13 protein-coding genes are annotated in these 21,480 nt (G+C 43.4%); 4 read left to right on the plus strand and 9 right to left on the minus strand.

Annotated elements, in window-relative coordinates:
- Positions 1 to 148 precede the first annotated feature (148 nt).
- The 8 genes from LBQ60_05880 to LBQ60_05915 all read right to left on the minus strand — a co-directional run bounded on the left by LBQ60_05880 (position 149) and on the right by LBQ60_05915 (position 14,006).
- Complete coding sequence (locus tag LBQ60_05880) at positions 149 to 562, minus strand: hypothetical protein (protein ID MDR2037434.1); 414 nt, start codon at positions 560 to 562, stop codon at positions 149 to 151.
- A gap of 31 nt (positions 563 to 593) precedes the next feature.
- The gene (locus tag LBQ60_05885) at positions 594 to 2,027 is read right to left on the minus strand and encodes a hypothetical protein (GenBank protein ID MDR2037435.1); all 1,434 of its coding nucleotides are present in this window, start codon (positions 2,025 to 2,027) and stop codon (positions 594 to 596) included.
- A gap of 66 nt (positions 2,028 to 2,093) precedes the next feature.
- The gene (locus tag LBQ60_05890) at positions 2,094 to 2,375 is read right to left on the minus strand and encodes a hypothetical protein (protein ID MDR2037436.1); all 282 of its coding nucleotides are present in this window, start codon (positions 2,373 to 2,375) and stop codon (positions 2,094 to 2,096) included.
- A 222-nt stretch (positions 2,376 to 2,597) separates the two neighbouring features.
- On the minus strand, positions 2,598 to 3,266 hold the full coding sequence (locus LBQ60_05895; GenBank protein MDR2037437.1) for a hypothetical protein: 669 nt from the start codon (positions 3,264 to 3,266) through the stop codon (positions 2,598 to 2,600).
- Positions 3,224 to 3,547 carry a hypothetical protein gene (locus LBQ60_05900; protein ID MDR2037438.1) on the minus strand — a complete coding sequence of 108 codons (324 nt, stop codon included), beginning with the start codon at positions 3,545 to 3,547 and terminating at the stop codon, positions 3,224 to 3,226. The genes LBQ60_05895 and LBQ60_05900 overlap by 43 nt, the downstream gene beginning before the upstream one ends.
- Positions 3,548 to 3,634: 87 nt before the next feature.
- Entirely contained in the window at positions 3,635 to 4,264 is a 630-nt protein-coding gene (locus LBQ60_05905; protein MDR2037439.1) for a hypothetical protein, read from the minus strand.
- An 18-nt stretch (positions 4,265 to 4,282) separates the two neighbouring features.
- Positions 4,283 to 12,676 (minus strand): FG-GAP-like repeat-containing protein, encoded by an 8,394-nt coding sequence (locus tag LBQ60_05910; GenBank protein MDR2037440.1) that lies wholly within the window; start codon positions 12,674 to 12,676, stop codon positions 4,283 to 4,285.
- A 31-nt stretch (positions 12,677 to 12,707) separates the two neighbouring features.
- Complete coding sequence (locus LBQ60_05915; GenBank protein ID MDR2037441.1) at positions 12,708 to 14,006, minus strand: T9SS type A sorting domain-containing protein; 1,299 nt, start codon at positions 14,004 to 14,006, stop codon at positions 12,708 to 12,710.
- Between LBQ60_05915 and LBQ60_05920 the strand changes: the two genes are divergently transcribed.
- The gene (locus tag LBQ60_05920; GenBank protein MDR2037442.1) at positions 13,890 to 14,258 is read left to right on the plus strand and encodes a hypothetical protein; all 369 of its coding nucleotides are present in this window, start codon (positions 13,890 to 13,892) and stop codon (positions 14,256 to 14,258) included. The genes LBQ60_05915 and LBQ60_05920 overlap by 117 nt on opposite strands.
- Before the next feature lie 805 nt (positions 14,259 to 15,063).
- Here the strand turns inward: LBQ60_05920 and LBQ60_05925 are convergent.
- Positions 15,064 to 16,581, minus strand: coding sequence for a GH3 auxin-responsive promoter family protein (locus tag LBQ60_05925; protein MDR2037443.1), 1,518 nt, complete (start codon positions 16,579 to 16,581; stop codon positions 15,064 to 15,066).
- 239 nt (positions 16,582 to 16,820) lie between these two features.
- On the opposite strand from LBQ60_05925, the gene LBQ60_05930 reads away from it, so the two are divergent.
- The 3 genes from LBQ60_05930 to LBQ60_05940 all read left to right on the plus strand — a co-directional run bounded on the left by LBQ60_05930 (position 16,821) and on the right by LBQ60_05940 (position 21,480).
- Positions 16,821 to 18,419, plus strand: a complete 1,599-nt coding sequence (locus LBQ60_05930; GenBank protein MDR2037444.1) for an indolepyruvate ferredoxin oxidoreductase — start codon at positions 16,821 to 16,823, stop codon at positions 18,417 to 18,419.
- A gap of 121 nt (positions 18,420 to 18,540) precedes the next feature.
- On the plus strand, positions 18,541 to 19,134 hold the full coding sequence (locus tag LBQ60_05935) for an indolepyruvate oxidoreductase subunit beta (GenBank protein MDR2037445.1): 594 nt from the start codon (positions 18,541 to 18,543) through the stop codon (positions 19,132 to 19,134).
- A gap of 60 nt (positions 19,135 to 19,194) precedes the next feature.
- Positions 19,195 to 21,480: a GH92 family glycosyl hydrolase gene (locus tag LBQ60_05940; protein ID MDR2037446.1), complete on the plus strand. Its 2,286-nt coding sequence runs from the start codon at positions 19,195 to 19,197 to the stop codon at positions 21,478 to 21,480.

Consider the following 21,480-nt stretch of genomic DNA (forward strand, 5'->3'; position numbering starts at 1 on the left):
TGATCGGTATGCGCATAATACGTCCGATCCTGCTCGCCAGCCTATTTTACATAGACCGCTGCCAATAAAATTCTATATAATCAAAGAACTATTGTTTTTTGTAACGCTATTTCAGGACGAGACAATTAATAATTGCCTGATATTCCGCTTACCTCGGTGGATTGATCTTAAATTCTTCAAGATATTTTTCAAAATCACCGGCTTGTTTTATTGGATATTTGAATAACATCACACTTTCTTTTACATTCTTTTTAGAGTAGGCAACAATATAACGTTCATCTACTTCTGCTCCTTTCATACCTCTTGTTAATACTAAATTATGATATTCCCGCCCTTCAATTTCAGTACCATCAACATAATATTTATATCTTAAATATGGATCCGGCGGCTTATTGGGTATAAAGAAAACTTTAACTGTTCCAACAGTATATTCACAGTTTTCTAAAAGGCTTTTTACATCATTTTCAATACTTCGGGAAGCAATTTTAATTACTATGAATGCAAAAACAGTTAGCATACCCCAAATCAGAATATTCCTTTTTGTCCACTTTATCTTTTTCATTTGATTTATTTTAATTAAATATTTAAAAATCCTAAAAGTAAATCCATCGGTTTTGTACGTCGTCAAAAACACGAACTCTTGGCCTTCTACTCGGTACCGGAGATTTTGGGAAAATCTCAACTCTTGGCAATGGCGGGTTTATTTCCGGTATAGGCTGTGGTACTGACAGCGGTACGTCAATAGTTGGGGAAGTATTTGACTTGTTTAAATCAAGTGGACTTGGGGGTAGTATTGGTGTGTTTCTTTTTGCTTTTAATTCTCTCCTGTATTGAAAGTAATCAATTGACCCTTCAACTACTCCGCTTGCCACAGAAGATAGAATATTCTCAGGTCTGGCGGAATACTTTAAAGCATCAAGAAATTGATCGCCTTTGTTAGAATATTCCCTGTCATATCTCGTATAAAAATAAGTTGTGTTTGCAGCAAAATCGCCTGTAACATTTCCTATTATGGGTGGCAATATTTTATTGATAAAAGGACTTGTAACATTCAATGCTGATAATCCTTGCTTTGTTAGGTGAGAAAATCCTTTACCAACTCCATATCCTACAGCATTCGAAAAAAAACTTATTCCGGTATTTATCGCTATTTGTTTTAAAGAATATCCACGCATTGTTGAGTTTAATCCCTCTGTTAATGTTCCGCCCAATATGCTTCCACCCCCCGGTGCATAGTAACTAATTGCACCATCAACTGCTCCGATACCCGCATATCCTAAAACTCTACCGGCAGCTTGCCATCCATTTCCCGCCACTTTTATATGATCCCAATTCTTTGCTACATTTATAGCTGCTTTTGTAACAATGATCGCAGCAGGAATAAGCCAAAATACCTCTCCATCAGGATCAGTATAGATCAGCGGATTATTCAGACAGTAACTATACCGGTTAAAGTTCTGCGAATACTCCGGGGCCTGTACAAAAGGATCAGGACTTAAAAACCTTCCGAGTACCGGATGGTACATCCTACCGTTCATATTGATCAAACCGAAATCAGGTAAGTGTTCATGACCGGTATAACCGCGATGGAAGGTAAAGGTATTACTTTCGGATAACGTTTGCAGGCCCCAGGCATCATAACTGGCCTGAAAGACCGGAGTACCGTTGTTGTCCGTCAGTTTGACTATGCTCCCCAGATGATCGGTATGCGCATAATAGGTTTGATCAGACGTTCCGGGTTGTTTCACATAGACCGCCGCCAATCCGTCGCCTCCCGAAATATAGTATAAATGCCGTGTTATCCCATTTTCCGTGATCTTTTCGTAATCTCCTGCAAAGATCGTATTTTTTATTACAATACCGTCCTTTTTTAATTCGGATTTCCACCGTTGTTGTTCCGGACCGTAAATGATATCCAGTTCAAGGGCTTCGTCGTTCATGGTGGTGTCCTTAATGTTGCTTGCCTTATGGAAAGCGGTATATTCAATGGTTTGTCCGCGCCAGTTCAGCAGTCTGCTTAAAAGCACTTGATATCAAGCGGCAATTACAAATTGCCTGATATTCCGAGCGGCAAAACATTTGCCGCCCAATCCTCAATATACATTCCGCTCATCTAGGGGGTATGTTTTCCACCCTGTTATCTGATTCTCTACCAATACGTTGATTATATTGCTTGAAAATAAATCAAAAACAGCATATCCCGTACCTACTACATCATATATCTTCTTTCCAATATTGGGATAAAACTTAATTGGTGAATTCAATTCCAATTCTCCCCTGAAAAGTTTATAACTGTCTAAATCATCCTTTGATGAAGCATAAAACATGCCCCTTGTGTCTTTATTGGATAATTGATAAAATTGTTTAAAATCCATAAAATATTTTTAATCTTAATAATTCATTATAAATCTGTGCTTTATTTGGATTAGGATTGGCTATAAAAAACGCCCTCCATGCTTGATTATAACTTGCACTATTCAATTGATGTGAAGCCGTTTGCCACCATGCACCATAGCGATTTACATCAACTCCGATCTTTTTGAATGTATGAAATATTCTACTTTTATTGCTATTTTTTTTTATTTTTTGTATATAAATTATAAATATCTACTTCGATCTGTTTTTTCCTTTTGCCACTCGTCCCAATATTCTTGAATAAAATCACCAAAGGACATAAATCCCCCTTTTTTTTCATGTATTACCCAAAGGTTATTCAAATTATCAATGCCGATAATTCCTATAAACTTACCGTATTTAGGATCGTGTATATAAAACCAAAAATTAATATTATTCTGCTTTGTATTTTTCAAAAAATCCTTAAAATATTGCTCAGAAAACATAGAGCAGTATACTCTCGACATTTGAATACTTGCCAAAGGCTTTTCACATTCATCATATAAATACCCGCCATTAATTGTAAGTACTTTAGATGGATTTTGATCTGTTCTAATATCCCGTATTATTTTCTTTATGTTCTTCTTTTTGACAAAATGATAATATGGTGTCAAATTGATCATAAATTTCTTTAACAAAAAATCTTCTTTTTCAAAAGTACTATCCATCTGAAACGAAAAAATAAATATATTATTTATGATAGAATTTGAATTGTAACATTTTTGTTCTTTAAAATATTCTAATATGATTAATTCAGATAATTTTATATCTGCACTTTTTATAAGAGTATCATTTTGATAAATGAATGCAGTTTGAGCATTGCACTTGATTATAAAAAACAAGAAAATACCGGCCAAATATCTTTTTCCCATTTTAATATATAAAATAAATTTTTTGTACTAAGTTTTACATTTTGAAACCCATTCCCCATCATAACATTAAGTTTATATCTATTAATAGAAAAACCATTTGGCTTAGTTATAATTTTTCTAACTATTGTTTTTACATTAACTAAATGCCCAATGGCTCTTTCTGAATCCATATACATCAATGCTTTTTGTCCACTATTCATTCTTGACGCAACAACTTCGATTGGATAATTATATTGATCAGGGAAATAATAACCTCTCCCTTCCGTTGGGCGGCAAAACATTTGCCGCTCAACGGAAGGGCGGTATGCGCATAATAGTTTTGGTCAAATGCTCCCGTCTGCTCTTTCACAATGATATTATAAAAAATTTTAATCCCAATCAACCCAACAACAATTTACAAATTCATTTATTGTAAATATTTCAGTCAAATTTTTTTGTTGTCTAAAAACAAAAATTTTAGATTCTTCTGTAACTCCAAAACTAAAAGAAAGATTAGTACCCATAATATAAAATAATAAGTTTATTTTTAGTTTTTCTATTGTTTCTATCATATTTACATATTGAGTTGTTAAATCAGAATCAGATAAGTCAATACAGTTCATTATATTTCCATCTGTAAATGCTACTATATCTCTTTTGGAATTAATAATTTTAGCATAGCTATTGAGGTAATTTCTTTTTCTTATTCCATATTTATGATAAGATGGTTTAAGATGTGTTAGAAAAGACTGGTTAAGGAAATCATCTTTATCTATTTTTTTATCATATTGAACCCAAAAAGTATGAATAATTTTATAATTTTCATTTTTGGTGTAACATTTGGTTTTCTTTAATTTTTTAAATAATTTTTTATTTAAAATGTCTATGTCATGTTGTGGTATATTTTGCGCATATGAAACAGAATATATACAAAAAAGAATCACGAAACTAATTCCTTTTCTTATAAAGAAACCAAAGTCCGATAATAAAAATTGTTTTTCATGACATGGGTGATACATTATCGTATATTTTAGATGTTATGGATATATAAAGAAAATATTGTAAGCATTAGAAATATCCTTGGAAGATAAACGGAAAGTTTGCCCACCATTTCGGGGATCTGCTATATAATAGAATATCCTTTTTCTTAATAAATCACCATTGGGTTTTGTAATTGCTTTCATCTGAATGCTTCTGATAGTGACACTATGTCCGTTATCTGTCCTTAAATTAACAGATACTCTTGCACCTTGATTCATACTTCTTGAAATTTCGCCTAATGATACACTCCGAGCATCTACTCCTATAACTTTATGACCACTTTCAAGCATATATTTATCCCATATCAATCCATCTATTAATAAATCAAGATCTGGATCACCTCCCATCCAATTTCTAACTGATTCTTGAGACAAGTCTCCACCAAATGATCGATCAATGTATTCAACATTTGCTGCCAAACAATTTCTTCGTCCCCTTTGTCCAACAGGTGTTCCAAGGACAGTACTTTGATCTGCCATTGTTCCTTTATAAATTTTACCTCCTCTCCAAAAATGCCGACCTTGTGCTGAAGCAATTATTCCATCAGAAATTCCACTGACAAGTGCCCCGGATAAACCGGAAATCAGTCCGGCAGTTAGGCCTCCTCCAAAAGCGTCTTTAAGACTTTCGCCTTTAAGTAATGAGTTACCGAAACTTATACCAAATCCTCCTGTAAATCCGGATAACCCCCCAGTCATAGCTCCGTGAAAAAAACTTGATGTATAACCAACATTAAGAATAGTTGATATCCCTTGGGGATTACCAACAAAACCAGCCCAAAAAGATGCTCCGGATGAAGCAGTTTGAGCGCCGACACCGACACCTGCACTTAGTGCCCCTGTTAAAGCGCCTACTCCGAAATATCCTAGACCTTCCCACGTAAAGTTTGCTCCGTTTGTAGCCCAGTTTGAAATTCCTCCGATTAAAGCACCTGCAAGTAAATGAATCCATTCCCCACTAGGGTCGGTATATACTAACGGATTATTCAGACAATAACTATACCGGTTAAAGTTCTGTGAATACTCCGGCGCCTGCACAAAAGGATCGGGACTTAAAAACCTTCCGAGCACCGGATGGTACATCCTACCATTCATATTGATCAGTCCGAACTCAGGCAGGTGTTCATGACCAGTATAGCCGCGATGAAAGGTAAAAGTATTACTTTCGGATAATGTTTGCAGCCCCCAGGCATCATAACTGGCCTGGAAGACCGGATTGCCGTTGTTATCCGTCAGTTTAACAATGCTTCCCAGATGGTCGGTATGCGCATAATACGTCTTATCCTGCTCGCCTGCCTGCTTTACATAGACTGCTGCCAGGCCGTCGCCGCCCGAAATATAATATAGATGCCGTGTTATCCCATTTTCCGTGATCTTTTCGTAATCTCCTGCAAAGATCGTACTTTTTATAACAATACCGTCCTTTTTTAATTCGGATTTCCACCGTTGTTGTTCCGGACCGTAAATAATATCCAGTTCAAGGGCTTCATCATTTTCCGTGGTGTCCTTGATGTTGCTTGCCTTATGGAAAGCGGTATATTCAATGGTTTGACCGCGCCAGTTCAGAAGATCGCCGGTATTATCAACATATTCCACAGCATGTACCCTGGACGGATGGTAGTCATAACTGCCCAGGCCGGTTTTTGTTTTGATATTGCCGTTGGCTTCGTATTCAATCTTCATCTTTTCTTCGTCATCGTGTTTTACCACATGCAACCTGTTATGGTCGTATTCGAAGCTTTCCGTTTTAGGGACCATGCCCGTGCGGGATTCCAGATTGCCGCTGCTACTGTTGAACCGGTAGGTGAAATGACGGATATCGGTGTTGCCTATAGAGGTACGCAACCCGGTCAATAACCCCTGTTCATCCCGGGTGGTAACGGATGTCATGTTGCTGCCCAGTATCGCCGTAGTCACCCTGCCGGTATAGCCCGCCAGCTCCCATATGGGTTGTGCGCCTGCGGTTACTTTTACCCGGTTACCATAGGCATCGTAATCATTGATGATCTCAAATCCTTCCGGATAGGTCGTTTTCTTCAACCGGTCGAAGGCATCGTAGCTAAAGGCAAAATGAAGGTCGCTTTCCCCGTCCATCTGACGTTTCTCGGTGACCACCCGGCCAAAGCGGTCATAGGTGTAACTGATGGACTTGTCGTCTGCCTGCACTTTCTGCAATTGGTAGATGCCATTGCCGGAAGGGACATAGGTATATTGGGTGATCTCATTACCCAACGTATCGGCTACTACCCTTCCCAGGGCGTCATAAGCGGTGCCCTGTATCTGTCCTTTGGCATCTTTCTGCCGGATCACCCTCCCCAGGGCGTCGTAGCGGTATTCGATCCGGCCGGCATTGGGATCGACTAAGGCGGTCTGGTTGCCTACGCCATCGTATTCCATCTCGAATCTGGCGGAAGTGGTGCCCTGACCGGCGGTGATAAATGCCGGCTTTCCGTTGGAATAATAAGTATAGCTGACCTCATCGGCAGGATCACTGGAGGTTTTGACATTTCCCCAGGCATCATAGGTCCGGGTATATGTTTCCGGGTTTTCTTCTCCTCTGTTTACCAAAGTGGTTACTATCCGGTTACCATAGGTATAGGATACATTTTTCCCGTTACTATAGCTTTCTTCTGTTTTCCTGCCCTGTGGATCATAGAGATAACCTGCCCAGGTAGTCAATGCTCCCTGTACAGTGGTATCCGCTTTTACCAGCCCTTTTTCATCATAAGCCTTTACAGAACTGATAGGCATGCCTTCCGGTCCTATGGTCTCTGTTTTAGTTTCACGCCCCGAAGCATCGTACCAGGTCTTTACCCAGGGAATACCGTTACCCTGGGTCAGGGTATAGTATTTCCTGCTTAACGAACTACCCCAGCCGGTACTGTAGGTTTGTTTGTGCCCGTCATGGGTGATAGTTGCCGTACGACGGCCCCACCCGTCATAGGTATGTGTAGTAGTGAACTTATCGGCGGAATTGGTCTCATCGGTCTCCGTCAGCATATTTCCCCAGGTATCATAAATATAGCTCGCCGCAGAAGAGGCGGGAACAAAAGATTTCCTGACCGGGAAGCGTCCGGAACGGTCGTATTCGAACTTCCGGGAAGTGGTGGGCACGCCTGTGGCGCTGACGGTTTCACTCAGGGCGTTCCCCCAGGTGTCATAGGTATAAAGGGTGGTAACTGCCTTGTCCCCGGCATGGGCATTGTCTTTCCGTGAAAGGATATGGTTCTTGCTGCCGTCATAGGTATATTCGGTTCGTACTACACAGGAATCCAAATCATCCGGGTGTTTCTGTACCATGGTTATTTTTTGGGGCTTGTGCGGGATCCAGATTCCTACTGTAGGTACGTAATCCGAATAATATGTAGTCTGGTACATGTTGTCGTTCGTACCGTATTTTGTCTTTTCCCGGGTAATATTACCATTATCGTCATAAGTACGGGCGATAGTAACCATATTCCCATACTCGTCTTTCTTAACCTGTATGCCGGGATGGGTAAAATATTGATTCGGGCCTTTGTCGATCAATGCATATACGATTCTGGTCGAATCGATAATTTTGTCACCCAACAGGGTACGCTGATAAACGGTCTTCGGGGTATATCGCTCGTTCCATGATCGAATGCCTGATTCCACAGTCATTCCGGAAATATCGTTGGTGGCTTTTGTTTTTGTCAACCCTAACAGCCCTTTACCTGTCAGATGAATTTTCAATCCTTCATATTTATAGGTCGTCACGGAAGTGCCGCCGACGCCATCCGGGACCGTCACTTCTTTTACGGCCATCATAGCCGGTTGAATATCCATCACCGGATAAATTCCTCCCACACCTTTAGTATAAAAATCCGGATCGGTAAAGTTAGCATATCCGATACTGGTTTGGTGCCCCATACCGTCAGTCAGGGAAGTGAGCAAACCATTTTCGGGTTGCAGCCCGTTACGTTGATATACCCGCCACTCCCTTCCGGTAGTACCGCCGATAAAGCAATTGTGTCCATAATTGGCGATCTCCGAATGGCCGTCACCATTAAAGTCCCCGGCAATGAAAAAGGCATTATTGCCATTGTCTTCAAATGAGGAGACTACCGGTGGAACGATAGGTGTTAACGTACTGCCGGTGGAACGCAACCAGATGGTTTTGACTTCCCGGAAGTTCCCCCATGTACTTTCCTGATCATAAATCCCTTTGGTGATCACCACATCGGATTTACCGTCAAAGTCAAGGTCCAGCACCATACAACTGAACCGGTGGTTGTCTTTTGCAGTAAAGTCATGATCATGCATGTCCGGCAAGGTAATGGCTGGTTCGGAACCCCTGATAAAGGTGCCGTTACCCTGATTCAGTAAAAAATACCAGTCGGGATCATCTGTATTATTCAAAATCAGATCGGGTAAACCGTCACCGTTAAAATCACCCACCTGTAGCGCCGAATATTTGTTGGCAGTGTATGATGGTGTTTCTTTCCGGTTATCATCAAAATAAGACTTTGAACTTCCCTGGTTAAAATACAGGGTATGTCCTCCCGAATAAAATACCAGCAAATCATTCATCCCATCGCCGTTAAAATCGGCAATGAATATTTTTTCCGGCTTGGAGGGTAAGTCCAACCTCCGGTCGGTCCAACTTTTAAATACCGGTTTATGGATTCCATCAAGTTTTTCTAATTTCCCGATTTTAGCCGGATAATATCCATCTCTGGCTCCTTTTTCTATATAAATGATCTCCTCTTTCCCGTCATTATCAATATCCCCGGTAGCATAAGCAGGAAGTTCGCTGCTGGCTGTCAGGTCCAGTATCCCATTACGATCATAGGGAGTTGGAACTACCTGAGGAACACTTGGGTTTCCGTTCACATTTTCATGATTGTATACATAAAACATGACCTTCGGTCCTCCAGTCATATTATCCGGATACACGGGGGCCAGTAAATATTGTTTACCGTCGCCCAAAGGGTTGAAGGCCATCTGCTCCACCTGCTGGGTCCAGTTATTGAATTGGTAGCTCTGCGGCAGCAACTTAGGATAATCAGAAATATACCTATAGCTGCCGTCCGGGGTTTTCTCGGAAATAAATTGCTGGGACAAAGTGCCTCTTACGGACAGGGAATCATAGCCGGGTGTAATCCCAATGATATCGCTGATTCCGTCGCCATTCAGGTCGGCAGTGGCAAATATCTGGCTTTTGAACGGATTGATGGAAGAATATAATGTCAGATTTTGGACAGTATGATCGTTAGAACTTCCATAGGTACTCCACTGGAAGGTTACCGGTTTCAAGGCTTCTCCACTCCCGTTCTTTTCCGTAACGGAAGCCAGCCGCGAAAACTGGTCGGCGTTGCTGTATGCAAAATGATATTCGCGGAATATTTCCGATCCGGTTTTTGTCGTTATTTTTTTCAAACGGCGGTTCATCTCGCCCCTGGTGGTCCGAAGGTAAAAGGGGGTGATATCCGGACGGGTCTCATATTCTAACGTTACATTATGGGATGTAGCGCGAGTGATATTGGTATTGTACCCGTAAGTAATTCCTGTCAGGTAGATATACTGGTTCACCGGACTGTAGGAATAGCTCATATAATTACCATACGGGTCGGTAACGCGGTCCAGGTACCAGGTGTGGGTTCTGCCGGATCCTTGTTTACTGGATAAGGTACTGCCGTAACGGTATATCGTACCGTCCTTGGTGATTACTTCAAACCAGGGATCGGAAATGCTTCCTCTCAGCACAACGGCTGTATACGGATCGCTTTCGGGATAAAAAACGGTATTGACTCCTGCGGAAATCCCATTTCTGATCAACACCTGGCCATCCAGGGACAAATCCATATGTTCGTTGTACTCATACTCGACCGGACCGGCTTTCCCGTCATGATAAATGGTCTTTGGCCTCCGTGTGATGGCTGATATGCCGGAAAGGCTGCATCCCCACCCGGCAATGCCGTTACCTGCCTGGCTGTTGTATGTGACCGACAGGGAGGGTTGTAATCCGTTTACTCCGGTGGGGACCGCGATAGGAATACTGTAAGTGGCTGCACCGGTAGCGCCGACATTGAATGTACCGGCAGTCATCCCTACGGGAGCTGTTTCGGAAGGGTGGTTCCCTTCGGTTGGCAGAGGATCCGGGTAATGAAAATCATCGGGATAATCGATCTCATATCCTTGTATATTAGTGGTAACCAATCCATTCTGACTGTATCCTTCCGATACGATATAATAGGTGCCGGCTTCAAGCCCGGAAATTTTCAGATAGGCCTGCTGCCCGGAGGGACAACCTTCTCCTTCGGGAGTATTTTCGATCCGGCAAAGTGATTCATTGGTCCTGAGGGTAAGGCTGTTGTTCGCATCAGCGGCAAAATGAAAGTCGGGCTCGAGGACAAATCCTTTGCAGGTTTCGAGGGTGCCTGCTCCGGGATTGCTGTTCAGTATGGTTGCTTCGTCTACGACAGAAGGGGAATAGGTAGTGATCGAACGGTCATTATAGGCAATAAGGTGGCCGTCCTTATCCAGCAGTTGTATATAGGTGCCGGAAATGGACGAATCGTCGCAGTGGGAAATGACCACATCCATTTTTTTGGTAATAATCAGCTTGTAGTAGATATCATTAGAAGGGTTCTGGGGATCCGTATTGGTGAAATCGTTGGTATCCTGAGGATCGCTGTATTGAAATCCGGTATGGTATTCCCCGGAATTAATGGGACTGTCCAGGCGGTCGCCCCTGAAAAAGCCTTTAATGGTGGTTTTCATGGAGCCGGAGGAGGCCGATAAAGATTTAGACACCACATAGTAAGAACCGGGTGTCAGCTTTAAATGGGTCAGGGTGGCATATTGCGGACAGCTTTCCGTATCATCCCTGCTTTCTGCAATCACATTCCCGGATGCATCGAACAGGGCAATATAGGTGTTCCCGGAAATTCCGGAACCGCAGTGGCTGATCTCTATGTCCACGGGCTTGTCAATCCGGAACTGGTAAAAAACATCTGTCCCCGGAACTGCGGTATACTGTTCCGTGAAATCTTCTATTTGTTGTGTATCTTCATAGGTAAAATCTCCTGAGTAGGTGTCTGTAAGAAAAGGGTTAAGGATGTTGTCCCCGTAAATATCATACATGGTGTAATAGCTATCTTCCGCTATCATCCTGGATTCCCACCCGTAGGCGCCCATATCGCACCTGGCGGTACCTTTTCCGAACCGGTCGTTCCATTCGCTGCCCGGATCGCCGGCATCGATACAGGGGGAGGAATCGCTCAGATCATAAATGGGTATCCGGGAATAGAAAATACTTTTGAATTCCGGATCGGAACCAATCAGATGATCGAGATATATCCGGCTGTCTTCTTCGTAAATGGGCCAGTTACTTAGGTGGCTATAAGACACGGAAGCGGTTCCGGCCATGCCGTATATAACTATTTCCTGTTCAATACTCCAGTTAAAGATAATGCTATTGTACAGATAAAGATAAGCTGGTCCGCCTGAAGAAATGGAAAAAGTGTGTGTACCTTTATTGTCTGTGATGGTAGCATTACGGATCTCTGCTACTCCGTACCCGGAAGTGGGTGGTTCCAGGAGAACCACTGGTCCTCCGCCTGCATTGTTGTTGTACAGCAGCGAATTGTACAGTGCGAAATAAAAAGTCCCGCCGGTATCGATCGCCTGTCCGGAGTTTTGCTTAATGATAAGGTGTGAAAGATAGGGATAGGCATTGGAGATGTTTATACCGGTGGTTCCCCGCATCAGGGTCATTCCGTGGATTTCCGGCGACCCGCCGGAGATATTCAATACCGGGGTCGGATCGAAACCGTACGAATCCAGGATAACGGCATAGGGGCAATACAGGTTGCCTATCAGATAGATATCCTTATTTTCCAGGATAACGTAGCCGTTATATTTGCCGTCTTCTATTTTTACGGCATCGCCTGATGAGGCTGCATCAACGGCCCTCTGTATGCTGCGGAACGGCGCCTGTGACGTTCCCGGATTATTGTCGTTGCCTGCCGGGGATACATACCATTGAAAAGTAACAGGTAACTCGTCGGGATATCCTACGGAAAGCGTTCTGCTTTGCATGGTGCGCTTACCGCTTTCTGTCAACTGCCCGATCTCGGATTTCAGTTGCGCTAACTGCTGTCCGGAAATGGACGGGTCTTTGGTTGCGGAAAACTTTTGCAGGATTTGTTTCATTTTCACCGTGTCGCATCCTACGCCTGCCATGGACGATATCTTACTGATCAGTTCATCGTCGGCTGATAGGGACTGTAACCGGGTTGTTTCCTGTTTTTGCCCGTTTACAGGGATATACGGACATAAAATAACAATACAGTATAAAATAATATTTCTGATATGGGTAGATATACAGGTGCTCATTATTGAATGGTTGAGTGGTTGGTGGCTCATAGTAAATGTATTTATCATAGATATGATTTCTTTATTGCTTGATAATTTTCCATACGCCGGCTTCCTTGCCCAGGATCAACCGCATCAGGTAGGTACCCGCAGGTAACTCCGGAATGTCCAGCTGGTTGGAGCCGGAAAGGTTCGCCCAATGGCGGACAGGGGAACCGCTGCTGTTGTACAGGTAGATCATCGAGCCGGAGGGAATCTCACCGGTAATGTCTACCCTCAGGTCACCCCTGGTGGGGTTGGGGTAGATGGTGACTTTATTCTCTTGTAGCTGTTCTTCGACAGGCGTCGGCACCGGGGTATCCCAATCGGCCTCTTCCCACTGGTAATCCTGCATATTTCCTGATTTTAAACGGCTGAAACTTTGTGCCTGGCTCACCAGTATTTTCTCGCGGCTTTTCATATTGCCGGAGGGATCGTAGCTGAAACGTACTTTACGGATGGTGGGAAGGGTTTCCTGGTAGGGTTGTGCGGTAACCTGTCCGCCGTAAGCGCCCAGGTCGTTGCGGACGGTACCGCGGGAGGGCGGGGCGTTCAGGTCGTTCCATCCGGCTGCCGGATCTCCCATGTCGATGCACGGGGAACCGGCCGTCAACTGGTACTTGCCTGAAGGGGGGTCCACAAAACCGGGAACGACATTGATGATCCCGGCGCCGGTGTTGATCGTTCCGCTGTGCCGGAAGATACTCCCGCTGCCACCCTTGATGTTGGTGTAGCTGACGTTAAGGATCGAGGCGCTGACTTCCAGTTCGTTCGCATAGGAGGAATTGTACAGGATACTGTTCTTTACTTCAAGGGTGGAGTTGGAAGAGACAAGGATCGAAGCGCGCTCGCTGCCTTGCCCATCGGACAGTGTCACATTGTGGAAACGGGCATTGCTGATGTTATTGTGGATACGCACGTCCAGACCTCCAAAACTGGTGTTGCCGTAGATGAGCACATTGCGGACTGTGGGGGCGGAACTGTGCAGGGCGGCGAGGGCAGAAACGCTGCTGGCCGTATTGCCGGTGATGACCAGGTCGGAGAGTACCGGGTTGGCATTATCAAACAGGTAGATACCGGCGCCATGGTGGTCGGGGTAAACGGTGGAAACGGCGCTGCCACCGGTCAGCGTGAAACCGCACAGCAAGGTACTGGCAGTTTCCCTGCGGGTCATGGTGATGACCCGTCCACGGCCTTCGGCATCGATGATGGTGGACATGGGATCGTGGGGGTTACCGACTACCTGAACGCTCTTGCCGTTGAAATCGAGGCATTCGGTGTAGCGGCCTTCGCCCACCTTGATGCCCTGTCCGCTGGTGGAACGGTTGATGGCGTACTGGATGGTACGGAAAGGAGCCGTTTCGGTGCCGGGGTTACTGTCGCTGCCATCCACGGAAACGTACCAGTGGTAAGCCGATGGAAGGGAAAGCATGCTCATGCGGGTGGACTCCGTATAACCGGTCAGCTGAAGCTGTTGCATCCTTTGCTGGAAACTGCGCTTGATGGCGGTGGAATCGCTCTGCGCATGCAAACCGGACAGCAGAAAGAAAAAAATGATACTGCAGGAACATATACATACCTGCTTACTTCGTAATAAATGTTTTCGGTCTTGTCTCATGGTTAAAATATATTTACATTTTAGTATTGCATCATCCCTATAGAGCAATAATGACCCAATGTCAGCCCTACTACCGGATAAACAAACCTCATTCAAGTAATACTGTTTTCCCCGGTATACTTTTGCAATCAGTGTCTTCCCGCGCTTTTAGTTTAATAAATATTTCTCCTCAAAGACTACTGCAAAAGTTAGCACTACAAGACAAATATAATCCTCAAATAAGAAAAAACGAAATTTTTATATGTATTTTTCTTTCTTACAATGAAAAAAAATACCAAATCACTGTAAGACAATGATTTTTATTTCAATTATTTTTTCAATTATTCACTAAATAGTTCTCCGGTATTCGTCATCACAGGAAAATAATGATAGACTTTTTATATAATTACTGATGTTATGCAGAGATTAGATTTTTATTCCCAAAATAAGCGTTTCGCCATGAAATGTCATGTTATTTTAACCCAATGGCTTCAGCCTTGGGAAATGAAAACAAATTCGGACAAATCGGGCTGCAAGCCCAGGTTAACTGGCTAACCTGGGCTTGCAGCCCGGAGAATCAAAAATGATCAATATCCCGAGACGTTGCCGTCGGGCTAAATTAAAACGGACTTACAGTCCTTGATATATTGATATTTGAAAGCAATATTATCAAAATCACTCCTATGTGTAATGATCATGTTAATAGATAAGATAACCTAAGCGGATTATTGCGTAACATCAGATAATTACGGATTTTCAAAACATTTATTCATATTTTTAAGACAGAATTACCTTCGGATGATCATTTGGCAACTGTAGTTCCCAGTATATCCTCAATGTATTTCCGGTCGTTGGCCAGTCGCGGCACCTTATTTTGTCCGCCCAGTTTTCCCGTATTTCTCATCCAGTTGTAGAAAGATCCCTTAGGCATGGATCGTACAATCGGCATCCTTAATGTGATGTTGTTGTTTCGTTTGGCTTCATAATCGGAATTCAGCGAACATAAAGCCTGATCGAGTGCCTGAGTGAAACGGGAAAGATCATCCGGTTCTTTTTCAAACTCGATCAGCCATTCGTGTGCGCCATTGTTGTCCTGATCCATATATACAGGCCCTGCAGTATATTCGGATATAATGGCCCCGGTAGTTTTGCAGGCCTCGTGTAACGCTTTTTCCGCATTATCCACAATGATCTCTTCCCCAAAAGCATTGATGTATTGCCTGGTACGGCCAGAAATTTTTATTTTATGTGGATACAGGGAAGTAAAAGTGACGGTATCGCCGATCATATACCGCCAAAGTCCCCCATTCGTAGAGATCACAATGGCATAATTTTTCCCGGTTTCCACCTGGTCGATAGTCAGCACTTCAGGAGATTCCTTACCTAACTCGTTCAGCGGGATAAATTCAAAAAACACGTGGTAGTCAAGCATCAGCAACATGCCGCTGTCATCCGGATCATCCTGTAATGCAAAGAATCCTTCCGAAGCATTATAGGTCTCAAAATAATGCATGTTATCGGAAGGGAATAACTTTTCATACTGCTCCCGGTAAGGGGTAAAACTTACACCGCCATGGATAAACAGTTCCATATCCGGCCATACCTCCATGATATGCTGCTTACCGGTACGTTCCAGGATATGTTTCATCAACACCATGTTCCACGAAGGCACCCCGGTAAAGCCGACCACATGCTGCCTGACGGATATTTCCGTGATCAGCTCCAGTTTTTTTTCGAAATCTCCCAGCAATGCGATGTCAGAAGGAGGAGTCCGTAATAAGTTGACCCATCTGGGAACATTCTGGATCAATATGGCGGAAAGATCCCCATATAAACTCCGGTTATCTACATTGTCGATCTGGTGGCTTCCCCCCAGGGTAAGGGTCCTGCCTGTGAAAACCCTGGTTTTCGGGTTTTGTTTCGCATAGACGGCAAGCACGTCACGGCCACCCTGGTAATGACATTTGATCAATGCTTCCCGGGTAACCGGTATGAATTTACTTTTATTCCCGGTTGTTCCTGAAGATTTGGCAAACCATCTGGTAGAACCCGGCCAAAGGATATTGTCTTTTCCCTCACGGATCCGGTCCACATATGGTTTGATATCTTCATAAGTCTGTAAAGGCAATCTGTCCTGAAAATCCTTTATATTACGGATACTATTAAAATCATATTGCTTACCCCATTCGGTATCCTTTGCTCTTTTGATCAACCCGGCCCACATCTTTTCCTGTACCAGTCCGGGATTTTTCTTGAACCGTTCGATCTTTTTTAACCTTCCTGCATTGAAACTATTTACAATAGAGTTGATCAGTGACATAAGTCATTGTTAATTAGATGAGAAATCAGTTATTTTCATAACAGGTGTTCATACAATTTTATTGCACATAAAATATCCAGGCATCCACCGTAATGATTATTTTATCAACCTTTCATCTGATCTTAAAATTGTAAAATAAGATAAAAAGTCTGTCAAAAATATGTATTCTTTGCGAACTACCAAAAATTGATGAATTTCATGTAACTTTGCAGCCGAAAATTAGAATCTAAAAACAGCACATGCATAAGGAATTATTATTAGGTGATGAAGTAATAGCCCAGGCGGCTATTGATGCCGGATTGTCCGGAATATATGCTTATCCGGGGACTCCCTCCACAGAAATCATGGAATATATCCAATCTTCGCCGGAAGCCGGAGAGAAGCATATTCATTGTTTGTGGTCGGCAAATGAGAAAACAGCTATGGAAACGGCTTTAGGAATGTCATACTGCGGGAAGCGAACCATGGTATGTATGAAGCATGTTGGAATGAACGTAGCTGCCGATGCATTTATCAATTCCGCCATCACAGGAGTCAATGGAGGGTTGATCGTGGTTTCGGCAGATGATCCGTCCATGCATTCATCACAAAATGAACAGGATTCACGTTTCTACGGGAAATTTGCCATGATTCCGATCCTAGAGCCAGCCAGCCAGCAGGAGGCGTATGATATGGTCTTTTATGGTTTTGATATATCCGAAAAACTGGGTGTTCCTGTATTGATGCGGATTACGACACGCATGGCGCATTCGCGGACAGGTGTTGCTTTAAAAACGAAAAGGCCGCAAAATGAATTATCCTTACCGGAAGATCCGCGCCAGTTTGTTTTATTACCCGGCATTGCACGCCAGCGCTATAAAAAATTACTCAGGCAACAACCGGAATTTGAACAGGAATCGGTATCCTCCGGTTATAATCAGTTCATAGATGGCCCGGACAAATCCTTAGGCGTGATCACATGCGGCATTGCTCATAATTATCTGATGGAAAATTATCCGGGACAAACATGCCCCTACCCTGTGGTAAAGGTATCGCAATATCCTGTCCCTGTTTCTTACATCAAACAACTCACCGGTCAATGTAAAAAAATACTGGTCCTTGAAGACGGATATACCCTGGTGGAAGAACAATTGAAAGGGCTGATACCGAATCCCTCTTTTACCGTTTGCGGACGCCTGGACGGTACCCTTCCCCGCGACGGGGAATTGACCCCGGACATTGTCGCCGACGCACTGGGCATGGCCAAAAAGAATCTCTCCCCGGTTCCCGAAATCGTGGTGAATCGTCCCCCGGCCTTATGTAAAGGATGTGGTCATATCGATATGTACAATGCGCTTAATGATGCCTTGCAGGGACATACTCCCGGACGGGTTTTTTCGGATATCGGTTGTTATACTCTGGGGGCATTGCCTCCTCATCTGTCCATTAATTCGTGTGTGGACATGGGCGCGTCCATTACCATGGCAAAAGGTGCTGCTGATGCAGGTTTATCTCCCGTAGTTGCCGTCATCGGGGATTCGACATTCACCCATTCGGGAATGACCGGATTGCTGGATGTATTGATTGAAAATGCGCCTGTCACCATCATCATATCAGACAACCTGACCACAGGGATGACCGGCGGACAAACCTCTTCCGCTTACGGACTGATTGAAAAGATCTGCCTTGGTTTAGGCTTGCCGGAAGACCGCCTGAAAGTATTGACGCCCCTGAAAAAATTCCATGATGAAAATGTAAAAACCCTGAAAGAAGCGCTTCAGCACAAAGGAACCTCCGTCATCGTATTCCGTCGCGAATGTATCCAGACTGCCGCACGGAGAGCAAGAAGTAAAAAATAAAAAGAATTGTATCCATCTGAAATCAAATATCATATATGGAATATCCATGAATATACTGTTCGCCCACAGTAATAAATAAAAATGGATATTACATGTGACCTTTAAAAATAATTTTATATACATGAAAACAGATATCATATTGGCCGGCGTAGGAGGACAAGGAATCCTGTCTATAGCTACTGTAATCGGGCTGGCTGCCATCAATAATGATCTACATATCAAGCAAGCGGAAGTTCACGGGATGAGCCAGCGCGGGGGCGCGGTATATTCCAACCTGAGATTATCCAGTGATCCCATTGCTTCCGATTTGATTCCTTTAGGAAAAGCCGATGTGATCATATCGGTAGAACCGATGGAGTCGTTACGTTATTTACCGTATCTTTCACCGGACGGTTGGTTGGTGACCAACCTGCATCCTTTCATCAATATCAACAACTATCCTGAATTGCAGTCTGTGGTAGATCAGTTGAATGCCCTTCCCAATCATGTACTGGTAGATGCGGATGCCATCGCTTCCGAGTGCGGTCATTCGAAAGCATCCAATATGGTGATGCTGGGAGCGGCGGTACCATTTCTTAATATGGCTCTTGAAGATATCAGCACCTCCGTTCGTCAAATATTCGAAAGAAAGGGTGCCGAAGTGGTAAATATGAATATACAGGCATTAAATGCCGGGTATGAAGCGGCCAAAGAACAAACAACCGTAGCCATATAACATCATTTTTCCGGACGAACATTCATCCGTATCCTGTTCATTAAATGTGAAAGCAAAAAGATGAAGCATTCATTTTTTTCTATCCTTATCGTACTGATTTACTGCTGTTCTGTTTCGGCACAATATACTCCTGTCGATCATGTCAGTACACTGGTAGGAACCATGTCCAAACATAGTCTGTCTACCGGTAACACCTACCCTGCCATAGCTATGCCCTGGGGAATGAATTTCTGGACACCGCAAACAGGAAAAATGGGAGATGGATGGATATATACCTATGGAGCCGACAAGATCAACGGATTCAAGCAAACCCATCAGCCAAGCCCGTGGATCAATGACTATGGGCAATTTGCCGTCATGCCTGTAACCGGAAAACCGGTGTTTAAACAACAGGACCGTGAAAGTTGGTTTTCTCATAAAACAGAAACCGCCCAACCCCACTATTATAAGGTCTACCTGGCGGATTATGATGTCAATGTAGAAATTACACCGACAGAAAGAGCAGCCATGTTCCGTTTCACTTTTCCTGAAAACAAATCTTATATTGTGGTGGATGCCTTTGATAAAGGTTCGTATGTAAAAATCATCCCCAATGAGAATAAGATCATTGGTTATTCCACAAAAAACAGCGGTGGCGTTCCGGATAATTTCAAGAATTATTTTGTTTTGGTCTTTGATAAGGAATTTGAATACATCGCAACTGCAACTACGGATAAAATAGAAGAAAATAAACAGGAAACCGAAGGGGAACATGCCGGTGCCATCATTGGATTTTCCACTAAAAAGGGAGAAAAGGTACATGTCCGTGCTGCATCTTCTTTTATCAGTTTTGATCAGGCAGAATTGAATCTGAAAGAATTAGGGGACAATGATTTTGAAAGCCTTGTCGCCAAAGGGAAAGACAGGTGGAACGAGGTATTGGGTAAAATTGAAGTAGAGGATGATAACATAGATAACCTCCGGACATTTTACTCCTGCCTTTATCGTTCCCTACTCTTCCCACGGATGTTTTACGAAACAGACCAGCAGGGAAAAATCATACATTACAGCCCATATAACGGGAAAGTGCTGCCAGGATATATGTTTACCGATACCGGCTTCTGGGATACTTTCCGTTGCCTGTTTCCTTTCCTGAACCTAATGTATCCGTCCATGAATGTCAAGATACAGGAAGGTTTGGTGAATGCCTATAAAGAAAGTGGATTTCTTCCCGAATGGGCAAGTCCGGGACATCGTGATTGTATGGTAGGTAATAATTCGGCTTCGGTAGTGGCTGATGCCTATCTCAAGGGCTTACGCGGATATGATATAGAAACTTTATACGAAGCATTGTTGTATGCTGTTGACCATGTCCATCCAAAGGTAAGGTCTACAGGTCGTTATGCCCATGAACAATACAATACGCTGGGATATATTCCTAATGATCTGGACATCAAAGGAAATACAGCAAGAACATTGGAGTATGCCCATGCAGACTGGGCGATCTACCAACTGGCCAAAAAACTGGGACGACCAAAGAAAGAACTGGAGTTATTTGCCCGGAGAGCGATGAACTATCGTCATCTTTTTGACCCGAAGTACAACCTGATGCGGGGTAAAACATCCGATGGCGTGTTTCCGGAACCTTTCAACCCTTTTGACTGGAGTTACGATTATACTGAGGGAAACAGCTGGCATTACGCATGGACTGCTTTTCATGATCCACAAGGCCTGATCGACCTGATGGGAGGCAAACATATCTTCAACCAGATGCTTGATTCGATATTTAATATGCCGCCGCTGTATGACATCGGTCCCCGTAAAAATATCATACATGAAATCCGTGAAATGCAGATCATGGGAATGGGACAGTATGCCCATGGAAATCAACCGATCCAGCACATGATCTACCTTTATAATTATTCGGGCGAACCATGGAAAGCCCAGTACCGGTTACGTGAAGTGATGGATAAATTGTATTCGGCCACACCTGACGGATACTGCGGCGATGAAGACAACGGACAAACTTCTGCCTGGTATGTTTTTTCTGCGTTAGGGTTTTATCCGGTATGTCCGGCCACTGATCAGTATATCCTGGGATCACCCTTGTTTAAAAAAGTCAGTCTCCATCTGGAAAACGGAAAAACAGTGAACATCATTGCAGAAAACAATGATGTTCGTCACCGGTATGTCTCGTCTTTATCGTTAAACGGCAAGGCCGATACGCGTAATTATATCAACCACCAGGATCTGACCGGTGGAGCAGAGCTAAAGTTCAGAATGTCTTCCGAAGCCAATACGGAAAGGGGTACGAAAGAATCCGATTTTCCTTATTCTTTCTCAAAAGAATATCAATCATCCAAATAA

Source organism: Bacteroidales bacterium (assembly GCA_031275285.1).
Classification (GTDB): Bacteria; Bacteroidota; Bacteroidia; order Bacteroidales; family UBA4181; genus JAIRLS01.